Source organism: Acutalibacter sp. 1XD8-36 (genome assembly GCF_009917525.1).
Lineage (GTDB): Bacteria > Bacillota > Clostridia > Oscillospirales > Acutalibacteraceae > Acutalibacter.
The window spans coordinates 1-12,375 of record NZ_QZDU01000007.1 but is presented as its reverse complement, the minus strand read 5'-3'; the positions used below and the strand labels follow the sequence as shown (position 1 = coordinate 12,375).

General features: G+C 54.9%; 12 protein-coding genes and 2 pseudogenes. 7 read left to right on the top strand and 7 right to left on the bottom strand.

From position 1 onward, the window contains the following. Positions 1-137: 137 nt before the first annotated feature. Genes D5270_RS11425 through D5270_RS11400 form a run of 6 tightly spaced genes read left to right on the top strand, consistent with a single transcriptional unit; the run spans position 138 to position 5,824 of the window. The gene (locus D5270_RS11425) at positions 138-1,076 is read left to right on the top strand and encodes an AEC family transporter (protein WP_166544223.1); all 939 of its coding nucleotides are present in this window, start codon (positions 138-140) and stop codon (positions 1,074-1,076) included. Next, the gene (locus D5270_RS11420; RefSeq protein ID WP_166544222.1) at positions 1,063-1,452 is read left to right on the top strand and encodes a DUF5655 domain-containing protein; all 390 of its coding nucleotides are present in this window, start codon (positions 1,063-1,065) and stop codon (positions 1,450-1,452) included. Before D5270_RS11425 ends, D5270_RS11420 begins: the two co-directional genes overlap by 14 nt. Next, positions 1,449-1,913, top strand: a complete 465-nt coding sequence (locus D5270_RS11415) for a GNAT family N-acetyltransferase (RefSeq protein ID WP_243150338.1) — start codon at positions 1,449-1,451, stop codon at positions 1,911-1,913. Before D5270_RS11420 ends, D5270_RS11415 begins: the two co-directional genes overlap by 4 nt. Before the next feature lie 8 nt (positions 1,914-1,921). Beyond that, a complete protein-coding gene (locus D5270_RS11410) occupies positions 1,922-2,656 on the top strand; it encodes an HAD family hydrolase (RefSeq protein WP_166544221.1) in 735 nt (244 codons plus the stop codon). 19 nt (positions 2,657-2,675) lie between these two features. Further along, positions 2,676-4,610: an aconitate hydratase gene (locus tag D5270_RS11405; RefSeq protein WP_166544220.1), complete on the top strand. Its 1,935-nt coding sequence runs from the start codon at positions 2,676-2,678 to the stop codon at positions 4,608-4,610. After that, positions 4,607-5,824: an NADP-dependent isocitrate dehydrogenase gene (locus D5270_RS11400; protein WP_166544219.1), complete on the top strand. Its 1,218-nt coding sequence runs from the start codon at positions 4,607-4,609 to the stop codon at positions 5,822-5,824. The genes D5270_RS11405 and D5270_RS11400 overlap by 4 nt, the downstream gene beginning before the upstream one ends. A gap of 99 nt (positions 5,825-5,923) precedes the next feature. On the opposite strand, the gene D5270_RS11395 is transcribed toward D5270_RS11400, so the two are convergent. Continuing rightward, complete coding sequence (locus D5270_RS11395; RefSeq protein WP_243150337.1) at positions 5,924-6,826, bottom strand: peptidylprolyl isomerase; 903 nt, start codon at positions 6,824-6,826, stop codon at positions 5,924-5,926. Positions 6,827-7,032: 206 nt separating this feature from the next. Between D5270_RS11395 and D5270_RS11390 the strand changes: the two genes are divergently transcribed. Beyond that, positions 7,033-7,731 carry a DUF5714 domain-containing protein gene (locus tag D5270_RS11390; RefSeq protein WP_442858606.1) on the top strand — a complete coding sequence of 233 codons (699 nt, stop codon included), beginning with the start codon at positions 7,033-7,035 and terminating at the stop codon, positions 7,729-7,731. Between the two features lie 33 nt (positions 7,732-7,764). Here the strand turns inward: D5270_RS11390 and D5270_RS11385 are convergent, their stop codons facing one another. From D5270_RS11385 to D5270_RS11360, 6 genes and pseudogenes are all read right to left on the bottom strand, one after another. After that, positions 7,765-8,865 carry a DHHW family protein gene (locus D5270_RS11385; protein WP_166544218.1) on the bottom strand — a complete coding sequence of 367 codons (1,101 nt, stop codon included), beginning with the start codon at positions 8,863-8,865 and terminating at the stop codon, positions 7,765-7,767. Between the two features lie 10 nt (positions 8,866-8,875). Next, positions 8,876-10,276 (bottom strand): MBOAT family O-acyltransferase, encoded by a 1,401-nt coding sequence (locus tag D5270_RS11380; RefSeq protein WP_166544217.1) that lies wholly within the window; start codon positions 10,274-10,276, stop codon positions 8,876-8,878. 25 nt (positions 10,277-10,301) lie between these two features. Next, the gene (locus D5270_RS11375; RefSeq protein WP_243150336.1) at positions 10,302-10,904 is read right to left on the bottom strand and encodes a bacteriocin transport accessory protein; all 603 of its coding nucleotides are present in this window, start codon (positions 10,902-10,904) and stop codon (positions 10,302-10,304) included. Positions 10,905-11,341: 437 nt separating this feature from the next. After that, complete coding sequence (locus D5270_RS17275) at positions 11,342-11,494, bottom strand: HAD hydrolase-like protein (RefSeq protein WP_166544216.1); 153 nt, start codon at positions 11,492-11,494, stop codon at positions 11,342-11,344. 120 nt (positions 11,495-11,614) lie between these two features. Further along, positions 11,615-12,077 (bottom strand): annotated as a pseudogene (gene tnpA / locus D5270_RS11365) (IS200/IS605 family transposase). A gap of 82 nt (positions 12,078-12,159) precedes the next feature. Continuing rightward, positions 12,160-12,375 (bottom strand): annotated as a pseudogene (locus D5270_RS11360) (helix-turn-helix transcriptional regulator); the annotation flags it as partial.

Here is a 12,375-nt window from a genome sequence, read left to right as displayed (position 1 = left end):
TTATACTGCATTTGGGGAGAGTTTACAAGCCCCGGGGACAACTTGCCAAGGGGTTAGTTTTGTGATATACTATTAGCATATTAAAGCCATATAAATTCAAAGCTATATAACCCCTATAGCCAAGGAGGGTCCCAAAGTTGGACAGCCTTTTTATATCCGTCAACGCCGTAGTCCCCCTATTCCTTATAATGGTAGCGGGCTATATTATACGGCTCACAGGCCTTTTAAACGAGGCCTCGGCCCGGCAGGTTAATAAGTGTATCTTCAAGGTCTTCCTGCCGCTGATGATTTTTATAAACATATACGATACCGGGGAAGGAGTCAGCCTCCAGAACAATCTGCTGTTCTTCGCCGCTGCCGGGGTGCTCATAGAGTTCCTGGTGTCCCTGGTGCTGGTGCTCCTGACAGAGCAGGACAACTCCCGGCGGGGGGTAATGCTCCAGGGGATGTTCCGCAGCAATTTTGTACTCTTCGGCATACCCATCAGCATGGCCCTTTTCGGGGACAGGGCCGCGGGAACTGCCTCGCTGCTGATAGCCGTTATAATCCCCATGTTTAACGCCCTTGCTGTGCTGGCCCTGGAGATGTTCAACGGACAGCGCCCGAACCTCTGGGGGGTGCTCCTTGGGATAGCCACAAACCCGCTTATAATTGCCTCCATTATCGGCATACTTTTCACCCGCTTCAACTGGTACCTGCCCAATGTGCTCCACAGCACCATGTCTACCATTGGCGGTATCGCCACTCCCCTTGCCTTCGTGGTGCTGGGGGCGTCAATGAGCTTTGGCGAGACCGGGCGCTGCGCGCGCCCCCTGCTCATAACCCTTTTCATGAAGCTTATCGTCTACCCCGCGGCCTTCGTGGGCGCCGCCATCCTCATGGGCTTCAGGGGCGCCAACCTAGCGGTGCTGCTTACGGTATTCGGCTCGCCAATCGCCGTGTCCAGCTTCACAATGGCCCAGCAGATGGGCGGGGACGACCAGCTTGCCGGGCAGCTGGTAGTGTTCAGCTCGGTGCTGTCTATCGGCACCATGTTCCTTTCTATATGGGGGTTGAATTATTTTGGATTCTTCTAATGCCATAGATGAAAACATACTGCTTTTCTTTAATAAAAGGCCCGGGGCTCTGCCCATTTACGAAAGGCTATTAAAGATGCTTACAGAGCAGGCCGGCCCCTTTGAGGTGCAGGTGAAGGCCACCCAAATATCCTTTTTCCGGCGGCGCATGTTCGCCTGTGTGTCCTTTAACCGGGTGCGCCCGGGGATAAAGGGCGATTTCCTCACAGTCACCTTTGGGCTGGGCCAAAGGCTCAGCTCCCCCAGGCTCACCGCCACGGAGCCGTACTCTGGCCGCTGGACCCATCACGCGGTAATAACCGGGCCCGGCGGGATTGACGGCGAGCTGCTGGATTGGCTTGTCCAGGCTGTGGAATTTGCGGAGGGAAAGAGATGAACATGCCGTCTGATATTATTATAAGAGCCTACCGGCCCGCCGACTGCCCGGAGCTCCTGAGGCTGTTTTTTGACACGGTGCACACCGTCAATGCTCGGGACTACTCCCCGGAGCAGCTTGACGCCTGGGCCGGCGGCAGGCCGGACACAGAGGCGTGGGGGCGCTCACTCTCGGAGCATTTTACCCTGGTAGCCGAGACTTCCGGCATTATATCAGGATTTGGAGACATTGATAACAGCGGGTACCTGGACAGGCTCTATGTGCATAAAGACTTCCAGGACATGGGCATAGCAGCGGCTCTGTGCGACCGGCTGGAAATGGGGCATGAGCGTATCACAACCTACGCCTCCATAACCGCCCGGCCCTTCTTCCTGAAGCGCGGGTACCGGGTGGTGCGGGAAAACCGGGCGGTGAGGCAAGGTATCGAGCTCTTGAATTACTTTATGGAGAAGACCCTATGAGGTGCACTATGGAGCTGACACGGCCTGACATTATTATATTCGACTATGGGGATACCCTAGCCTGGGAGCCTGTGCCGGACTTTCTCCGTGGCTGGCGGGCGGTTTTTCGGTATGTCTCCGAGAATCCCGACGGTGCGGCGCCGGAGGACGCCAAAAATATCGGCGACGAACTCTGGCAGCGCTTTTCCGGCTCACGAAGCCTCTCCGCTGCCCGCAATGGGGGCTGGGAAATACATGAATGGCAGCAGCTCCGTACTGTTATGGAGGCGCTGGGCCTGAAAACCTCCGTCCCATTGGAGGAAGCCGAGCTGATATTGATGGAAAATTCCTGCCCCAGCTTCCTGAAGCCCGGCGCGTCCGAGATGATAAACTTCCTGCGCAGCCGGAATATCCCCACCGGGGTCATCAGCAATATCGGCTGGTCTGGCAATGCGCTGGCTAACCGCTTGGGCAGGCTGTTCCCCTTACACAGCTTTGAGTTTGTAATCGCCTCCAGCGAATACGGCATCCGCAAGCCGGACCCGCTGCTGTTCCGCATAGCGCTGAAAAAGACCTGCCCGCCTGCGGAAAAAGTCTGGTACTGCGGCAACGACTGGTATGCCGACGTGCTGGGTGCCCACGCCGCCGGGATGTTCCCGGTGTGGTTCAACGAAAGTGGCGGGGAGCCGCCGGAAAAAGCAGATATTCCCTGTCTCTGCGTCGGCAGCTGGCGGGAATTTACCAATATACTGATGCTAAATTAACTGTAAAGGAGCGAGTACAATGGGCAAGACTATCGCACAGAAAATCATCGAGGCACACCTTGTCAGCGGCGAAATGAGGGCGGGCGAGGACATCGGCCTGCGTATCGACCAGACCCTGACCCAGGACGCCACAGGCACCATGGCCTACCTTGAGTTCGAGGCCATGGGAGTGCCAAGGGTGAAGACCGAAAAGAGCGTGGCCTATGTGGACCATAACACCCTGCAGAGCGGCTTCGAGAATGCCGACGACCACAGGTACATCCAGACGGTCGCCAGGAAGCACGGCATTTACTTCTCCCGCCCGGGCAACGGCATTTGCCACCAGCTCCACCTTGAGCGCTTCGGCGCGCCGGGCAAGACCCTTATAGGCTCGGACAGCCACACCCCCACCGGCGGCGGCATAGGTATGCTGGCCTTCGGTGCCGGTGGCATGGACGTTGCGGTTGCCATGGGCGGCGGCGAGTACCATATAAATATGCCCACCATGACAAGGGTCGAGCTTACCGGCTCCCTCTCCCCCTGGGTCAGCGCCAAGGACGTTATCCTGGCAGTGCTGCGCAAAATGAGCGTCAAGGGGGGCGTTGGCAAGATTATTGAGTACACCGGCGAGGGTGTTAAGACCCTCACTGTCCCCGAGCGGGCCACCATCACCAATATGGGCGCTGAGCTGGGTGCCACCACCTCCCTGTTCCCCTCAGACCATATCACCCGGCAGTTTATGGAGGCCCAGGGCCGTGGGGACCAGTGGGTGGAGCTCTCCTCAGACCCGAATGCCCAGTACGACGAGACCATAGAAATCGACCTCTCGTCCCTTGTGCCCCTTGCCGCATGCCCTCACAGCCCTGACGCCGTGAAGCCTGTGGATGAGCTCGAGGGGATGAAGATAGACCAGTGCTGTATCGGCTCCTGCACCAACTCCTCCTATCTTGACATGATGCGCGTGGCGGCTATACTCAAGGGGAAAACCGTACACCCGGACGTGAGCCTGACTATCGGCTGCGGCTCCAAGCAGGTATACCAGATGCTGGCTGAAAACGGCGCCCTGGCCGACATGATTTCAGCGGGGGCCCGCATACTGGAGTGCGCCTGCGGGCCCTGTATCGGCATGGGCCAGTCCCCCAGCTCTGCGGGCGTGTCCCTTCGCACCTTCAACCGCAACTTCGAGGGCCGCACCGGTACCGCCGACGCGAAGGTCTACCTTGTGAGCCCCGAGACCGCCGCCGCCTCGGCAATCGCCGGAGTCTTCACAGACCCCCGGAGCCTTGGGGAATATGTGAAGATAGACATGCCCCAGCGCTTCCTGATAAACGACAACCTTATCCTCCCCCCCATCGAGGAGCCCCTGATGGAGACCGTGGAGGTACAGCGCGGGCCCAACATCAAGCCCCTGCCCATTGCCGGAGCCTTAGCTGACAGCGTCTCCGGGAAGGCTGTGCTCAAGGTGGGCGACAACATCACCACCGACCATATCATGCCCGCCGGGGCAAAGATACTGCCCTACCGCTCCAATGTGCCCTATCTCAGCCAGTTCTGCTTCGCCGTCTGCGACAAGGAGTTCCCGGAGCGCTGTAAGCAGGAGGGCGGCGGCATTGTCATAGCCGGACATAACTACGGCCAGGGCTCCTCCCGTGAGCACGCGGCGCTGGTGCCCCTGTACCTGGGCGTAAAGGCCGTTATCGCCAAGAGCTACGCCCGGATACACGCGGCGAACCTTGCCAACACCGGCATACTGCCCCTGCAGTTTACGGACGAAAGCGACTATGACAAAATCAGCCAGATGGACATGCTCTCCCTGCCCAATATCAGGGCTGAGTTTGAGTCAGGAAATGACGTGACAATGGCAGACGAGTCCACCGGCCTGCAGTTCAGGCTGCGGGCTGTGCTCACCCCACGCCAGCGGGATATGGTCTTAGTTGGCGGCCTCTTAAACTACACGAAGGGAGAAAAAATATGAGCTTTGAAAAGATACCTATGAAGACCCCGCTGGTGGAGATGGACGGCGACGAGATGACGAGGGTCATCTGGCAGATGATAAAGGACATGCTGCTTGCCCCCTATATCGACCTGAACCTGGAGTATTACGACCTGGGCCTCCCCCACCGGGACGAGACCGGCGACCAGGTTACAATCGACTCAGCCAATGCCACCAAAAAGCACGGCGTGGCTGTGAAATGCGCCACCATAACCCCCAACGCCCAGCGTATGGAGGAGTATAAGCTCCATGAGATGTGGAAGTCCCCCAACGGCACCATCCGGGCTATTTTAGACGGCACCGTCTTCCGCGCGCCAATCCTTGTCAAGGGTATCACCCCCTATATCCCGGGCTGGCGGAAGCCCATCACCATCGCCCGCCACGCCTTCGGGGACATCTATAAGAACACCGAAACTGTCGTGCCTCCCGGGGCGAAGGCCGAGATAGTCGTGACAAAGGCTGACGGCTCAGAGGAGCGCCTTACGGTCCATGAGTTTAAGGAGAGCGGCGGCGTGTTCCAGGGGCAGTTTAATGTTGACGAGAGCATAGCTAGCTTCGCCCGCTCCTGCTTCAACTTCGCCCTTGACACCAAGCAGGATATCTGGTTCTCCACCAAGGACACCATCTCCAAGAAGTACGACCACCGGTTCAAGGATATTTTCCAGGAAATATATGACGCCGAGTACGCCAAAAGGTTTGCCGAAGCCGGAATCGAGTATTTCTACACCCTCATAGACGACGCAGTGGCCCGGGTGGTCCGCAGCGAGGGCGGGTTTATATGGGCCTGCAAGAACTACGACGGCGACGTGATGAGCGATATGGTCGCCACAGCCTTTGGCAGCCTGGGCATGATGACCTCGGTGCTGGTGGCCCCCGACGGCACCTGCGAGTACGAGGCCGCCCACGGCACCGTCACCCGGCACTATTATAAGCACCTGAAGGGGGAGGAGACCTCCACAAACTCTGTGGCGACGCTGTTTGCATGGACGGGTGCCCTTAGAAAGCGCGGGCAGCTTGACGGCAACGGAAGGCTCGTGGACTTTGCCGGGAAGCTGGAGGAGGCCACTGTTGAGACCATTGAGGCTGGGATAATGACAGGTGATTTGGCGGCTATGTCTACGCTGCCTGAGATTAAGAAGGTCAATACCCAGGACTTTTTGATGGCTATTAAAGAGAGGCTCGAGAGTAAGCTTTGAGTATAAATTTGTAACCCCTTTCCTCTTTGGAAAGGGGTTACACTTTCGCTAAAGCCACAAAAATAGGCGGCGGACAAAAGTCCGCCGCTGCCATTTAAGTCAATCCGCTGCCTTGCTTTGGGCCGTGCCCGGGGTGCCGCCGTCGTAAACCTCTATCTTCACGCTCTCTATGACCATATCAGTGACGGGCTTATCGTTGCTGTCGGTCTCGGCTCTGGACAGCTCGTACACGCCGTCCATGCCCTCGAACACCTGCCCGAATACCGTGTGCCCGGTACCGTTGGTGGAGTAGGCCCCGTCCAGGTGCATATTCCCGCCGTGCTCCTCATAGAGCTTCTTGTAATCGTCGGTTATCTTGCTTGTGTCCAGGGTCTTGGCGTTGGGATTCTGGTCAAAGGCCTCCTTGTTCTCCTTATAGAGCTCCTGGAACTGCTCGTACTGGCCCTCATAATACGCCCACATCTCGCTTGACGCCGGTGTGCCGGTGCAGTTGATGAAGAACTGGCTGCCGTTGGTATTTGGGCCGCTGTTCGCCATGGACAGCGAGCCGTCGATGTTCACCAGGGACTTGTCAAACTCATCCTCAAAGCTCCCGCCCCAGACGCTCTCGCCGTCAGTGCCGGTGCCGTTGGGGCTGCCACCCTGTATCATAAAGTTTTCAATCACCCTATGGAAAGCCATGCCGTCGAAATAACCGTTCATAGCGTGGTGCTTGAAGTTATAGACAGCCTTCGGCGCCTCGTTGGGGAAGAAGCGAATCTTAAAAACCTCGCCGCTCTTCATGGTGACAACGGCTATCTCCTCGCCCTTCTCCGGAGCCTCCGTCTGCCAGCCCAGCTTTTTCCCGGAGCTGCTGGCCTTGAGCTCCTCTGCAGGCACCGGCTCGCTCCCGCCATCCAGCACCTTCCCTGCAGGCGAGCTGCTGCCGCTCCCGCTGCCCCCGCATCCGGCAAGGCCCAGCACCAGGACCAGCGGCATCAATAAGCATAATAATCTTTTCAAGTGTTTGTCCTCCTACAAAAATATTTCCCCACTATTGTAGCAAAGAGCGGGGGAATATGCAAGCTTTTATTTTTTGTGTAATTGGAGTCGGGGGTAAACATTTCAACTATCGCCGCAGCCTTGGCATTGTTGACTCCGCCGTTTTGCTGTGCTATACTGGGATTAGTTTCGCCGGTCAACTTAAAACTTTCGGGAGGTCCAGCCACATGAACATGAAAGATGAATGCCTGATTTGCCGTGAAATTCTGGAATATTTAGAGCAGGACGAGCTTATGGAATGCGCCATTTGCCACAAAACAGAAAACAGTAAAACCAGATGTGTGAACGGCCACTATGTCTGTAATGAGTGCCATACCAAGGGTATGGACAGCATAATCAAAATCTGTCTGGATGAAACCTCCCATGACCCTATTGAGATAATGGAAAAGCTGATGTCCCAGCCATTTTGCCATATGCACGGGCCGGAGCACCATGTTATAGTGGGCGCCGCCCTTCTGACTGCCTATAAAAACGCAGGCGGTGATATTGACCTCCCGGCCGCCCTGATTGAGATGATGAACCGGGGAAAAAGCGTCCCCGGTGGGGTCTGTGGGTTTTGGGGAGCTTGTGGAGCAGGCATAAGCTCCGGCATGTTCATTTCCATCATATCAAAGTCCACGCCTCTAGCTAATGAGCCTTTTGCCCTGTCCCATCAGATGACCTCGACAGCCCTCGGTAAAATTGGAGAAGTCGGAGGGCCAAGATGCTGTAAAAGAGATTCCTTCCTCTCCATATTAGCCGCTGTTGATTTTGTGAAGGAGCATTTCGGCATCACAATGGGAGAATCCAAGGCGGTCTGTCACTACGCCCACAAGAACAATCAATGTATTGGCAAACGCTGCCCTTTTTCAGAAGTTGGTAAATGACAGATTCTTTCTGCACAATCTTCCTATGCCCGGTCACTTGATGGTCTCGCTGTTATTGAGAACAGAAGTGCTGTAAAGGAACAAAACGTCCTGATTGGTAAAGGAAATAAACTGACCCAGCATCTGAGGGGATATATAACGGATATCCACCAGCGTGATAGAGGCATAGCCCTCTGCCAGCAGGGGGGCTATACTGCTCCCGAAGGAGTCCCGGAAGAGAATCAGCTCCTTCCCGGTAGTAGCGTTGGGGTTTTCAATTTTCAGCAGCGATTTTGGCCCTGCCAGGAAAAAGGCGTAGGGGTCACGGCCCTCGGCCTGCTCCGGGTCGTAAATGGGGATATACGTGCGTGTTTCATAGTCATAGGCCCGGCAGTCCTCCAGGGCGGCGCTGCTCAGGCAGTACAGCTCCTCCCCCGGAAGCGGCAGAGCCGCCTGCCCATAGTACACCCCATAAAAGGGAACCTCAGCCAGACTTTGGGTGTAGCCGCCTGACAGGGTGACCCCCATCTGCCCCGCAAGGTACCTGGCGGCGTCTGTTATATTTTCCTGCCGCCAATGGCTGTCTGTGCGGTAATAGTCTGACAGCTCTAAAAAGGGGAAGATATCTATATACCTGGCAAAATCCAGCCGGTCCCGCAGGGCGGCTGTCAGCCCGGCATAGTCAAGGGCCGGGGCGCTGTGTTCCTCCGCCATATAATAGTTTTTGTCCGGGATGACAGACAGATATACCGCCATGTCTTTGTCCTCCATATACTGCTCGTAGACATACCGGAACCGTGACGCCGCATAGTCCACAGACGGCATATCCAGGGGGTAATCCAGCTTGGAGATATAGCCGTCCTGCATGTAGACCCCGTTGTTGTCCTTCTGCCTGAAGGCGTAAAGGGAGGTGATGGCCTTGACTGTGCGCAGCCCGTCCCGCAATGGGAACTGGTCTAGCGCGTATTCCTCAAAGTCTGTCATAAATTTTCCTGAAAAAACGGCATCCCAGCTGGCAGCCGGCGGGGCAGCCAGAGGCCTTCGCTCGCTGACCGACTGGGCGTCCACAGGCTTGATAACTGCCCACAGCAAAAAGCCATATAAAAAGATGCAGGTGAGAGCCACAAGGGCCATATTCTTCCGTTTTTCCGGCATACCATCGCTCCTAAAATCTAAAATATAAGAAGGGATTGAAGGAACCGTCTATGAGATAGGCTGTGCATACCGTCAACAGTACCAGGCAGGCCACCGGCTCCGCTATATGGCAGGCCACGCGGGTATACCTGCCTTTCCCTGCCAGAGCCGCCAGCTTTTTGGGCAGAGGGGTCGCGCCTATCAGGGCCAGGGCCAAAATCACCAGATAGCTTTTCAGGTAATAGACGCTCTCCACCGTAAGGACCGGCATGGCCTGTCCCCCAAACATGGCGGAGATACGTGAGAACGCCGCTGCCACGCTTTCCGCGTCAAATATAACAAAGCTGACCATGACAAGGAACAGCACATACAGATGGCTTATCACCCTATGCCTTTTAAGCCACCCGGACAGCCACAGCTTTTCCATCATCAGCAGGGCCGCAAACAGCAGGCCCCAAAGGGCAAAATTCCACGCCGCGCCGTGCCAGAGCCCGGTCGCCGCCCAGACCACCGCTATATTGAACAACCAGCGAGGCTTGCCCACCCGGTTGCCGCCCAGCGGGATGTAGAGATAGTCCCTGAACCAGGCCCCCAGCGAGATATGCCATCTTCGCCAGAATTCCGTAATGCTGCGGGAGATATATGGATAGTCAAAGTTTTCCGGGAAGCGGAAGCCGAACACATACCCCAGGCCAATCGCCATGTCGCTGTAGCCGGAGAAATCAAAATAAATATGCAGCATATAGGCGGCGGCATACAGCCAGTAGAACAGTACAGAGGGCTCCGCTGACTCCTTAAAGACAGCCACCAGAGCCCCCAGCTGATTAGCAATCAGAACTTTTTTTGATAAGCCAATGATAAACCGGCGGACGCCCATTGCGGCCCCGCTGAGGCTGTGGGTCCTGTCCCGCAGCTGACCTGCTATGTCCGCGTACCGGACGATGGGCCCTGCCACCAGCTGGGGGAACATGGCTATATATGCCGCCAGGTCCACATAGTTCCGCTGTGCGGGCACCGTGCCCCGGTATACGTCCACCGTATAGCTGATTACCTGAAAGGTATAAAAGCTGATACCTACCGGCAGCGCAATTTTAAGCAGCGGAACAGACAGCCCTGTTGCCAGGTTGAAATTGCTGATAAAGAAGTCCGCGTACTTGCAGTATCCCAACAGCAGCAGGCTGAAAAGGACAGAGGCCGTCAGAAGGGCTTTGGTCCGTCCTTTTCCCCGGTATTTTTCAATCAGCAGCCCGAAAATATACCCTTGGGTGATGGAGAGGAGCATAAAGGCCAGGTATCTGGGCTCGCCCCAGCCATAGAAAAAGAGGCTGGCAAGAAGCAGCACGCCGTTTTTCAGGCACATGGGCGAGATAAAGTACAGGGCCACCACCACGGGCAGAAAGTAAAACAGGAAGGTTACGCTGGAAAATAACATCGCTCAGCCTTTACCCTGCCGCCGACTACACCACGGGCTCATCGCACATGGTTTCCGCGTCGGGGTACGCGGCTGTCAGTTTCTCCCGGAAGTTGCTTATAATCTCCTCCTCGCCAAAGAAGGCCGCCACATAGCCGCCGGCCTGCATTATCACCAGCCGGTCCGGGAAACCGCACATCCACTGCCGCTGCAGGATATTGTCCTTCAGGGCAGATGAAACCTCTTGGAGGTCCCCGGCCTCCTTGACATGGTACACGCCACAGGTAAAGGTATTGGCGTTCATCATGTGCACCAGTGAGGCCGCGTCGTCAATTTTGTCCACAGCAGCCTCCGGGAACCCCAGCGTGGTATTCAACGCGACGGCGTCGCTGACGCTGAATTTGCCAGGGCCGTCCATAGTCATGTTTTCCTCAGACATATCGCCTCCGGCGGCGGCAAAGCGCTCCTCTTCCCCATAGCTGTCCCATACGGTGGTGAGCAGCTCCAAAGCGCTGCCTATGGCGTTTTCACCTTCTCCCTGAGAGCCGGAGCCCTGCTTGCCGTCACCACCGCACGCCGCGAAGGCGAAGGTAAACAGCACCGCCAAAAGTGCCGCAAGGATTTTTTTCATAGTATTCATTGCTTTCATGGTATCCATCCTCCAAAATATGATTGCCTGGACTGTTTTGCCGGGCACTCAGGCGCATTTCCCCCGGATGTCCGGCAAAAGCGAAATCCACAGAAACTTTACAGTTTCTAGGGATTGTAGACTTGGCAGCGCCAATGTCTTTTGGCCCTACCGTGCTTAAAAGATACCCTTTAAGTTACAAAATCCGATTCAAGTTTACCGGCACTTTTGTACAATAAAAGGCGGCCGCTTTGCGGGCGGGGGAAACTCACAGTGCTTGAGAACACCCTCCTTTTAAGTACATTATACCCGAATTCAGCCTAAAAAGCAACTGCTTTTCTTTACCCATCGCCGCCTCCACCAGCCGGATGACGAAAGCCCTCAGTTTAACCCGGCAGTGCTCAGGGTAGGCCTTTATTCTTGAATCAGGCCAGGGCCACAATCTTAGCGTAAGAAAATCAGACCAGGGATAGCAGCTCACGGAGGTTAGAGATGTGATAATCCGCCGCATCTCGCCCGGAAACTCCCTGTCCTTTATGGTCGTACCAGCAGGTGGCTATGCCGGCGTTTTTTGCCCCCATAATATCACTTGAAAGTGAGTCACCTATCATCAATACCACGCCCAAAGGACGTTGTATGAATAATAAACCCTAAAATGGCATAATACCAGTAGCGCCTAAAGGCGCACTATGAGAAACGCCAACCGCACTTAGGGTTAGGCGTTTCTTTACTTACATTTCTTCTAATTCTTTAAAGGGATCTTCGTACTCTTTAAATCTCATCTGATCCATGATCTGGTCTTCTCTTTCTTGATCCTGGATGTATTTCTGAATGGCCTTTTTATTTCCTCCTACTGTGCTTACATAATATCCCTTTGCCCAGAACACTCTGCGGCCATATTTATACTTCAGATTTACATGCCGCTCGAATATCATCAATGTGCTTTTCCCTTTCAAATATCCCTTAAACTTACCCACACTCATCTTTGGCGGAATGGACAGCAACATGTGAATATGATCCGGCATATCGTGGGCCTCTATGATTTCTACATGCTTATACTCACATAGCTTCCTCAAGATTTTTCCTATATCCGCTCGCAGTTTCCCGTATACTACTTTCCTGCGATACTTTGGTACGATTACTATGGTGATATTAACACTTCCACTTCGTATGTGATAAATTTTGCTCCTTCATTTGGACTGACCTCCTTTGTTTTTGGTACGGCTGCCGTTACCCGTTTCCATTATATCAAAGAAGGTCTTCTTTTTTATAATCTTTCCTCCCTGTATCTGTTGGGGGATTTTTTATACATGGCTTTGAAAATATCCATAAAGGACTGCTGGCTCTCATATCCGGCAGAAAGCGCAATTTCAAGGATTGGTCGGCCGGAAAGAACAAGCAGTTTTGCGGCTTCGGTCAACTGGCGGCGTTGTACATAATCGTGAATTGTCAACCCTACCGTATCTGTAAACATTCGGTGCATATGATATTT

Excerpts from the sequence above, each read along its gene's own strand:
- D5270_RS11405 (WP_166544220.1), top strand. The coding sequence starts at position 2,676 with ATGGGCAAGACTATCGCACAGAAAATCATCGAGGCACACCTTGTCAGC.
- D5270_RS11415 (WP_243150338.1), top strand. The coding sequence starts at position 1,449 with ATGAACATGCCGTCTGATATTATTATAAGAGCCTACCGGCCCGCCGAC.
- D5270_RS11375 (WP_243150336.1), bottom strand. The coding sequence starts at position 10,904 with ATGAAAGCAATGAATACTATGAAAAAAATCCTTGCGGCACTTTTGGCG.
- D5270_RS11390 (WP_442858606.1), top strand. The coding sequence starts at position 7,033 with ATGAACATGAAAGATGAATGCCTGATTTGCCGTGAAATTCTGGAATAT.
- D5270_RS17275 (WP_166544216.1), bottom strand. The coding sequence starts at position 11,494 with ATGATAGGTGACTCACTTTCAAGTGATATTATGGGGGCAAAAAACGCC.
- D5270_RS11400 (WP_166544219.1), top strand. The coding sequence starts at position 4,607 with ATGAGCTTTGAAAAGATACCTATGAAGACCCCGCTGGTGGAGATGGAC.
- D5270_RS11385 (WP_166544218.1), bottom strand. The coding sequence starts at position 8,865 with ATGCCGGAAAAACGGAAGAATATGGCCCTTGTGGCTCTCACCTGCATC.
- D5270_RS11380 (WP_166544217.1), bottom strand. The coding sequence starts at position 10,276 with ATGTTATTTTCCAGCGTAACCTTCCTGTTTTACTTTCTGCCCGTGGTG.
- D5270_RS11410 (WP_166544221.1), top strand. The coding sequence starts at position 1,922 with ATGGAGCTGACACGGCCTGACATTATTATATTCGACTATGGGGATACC.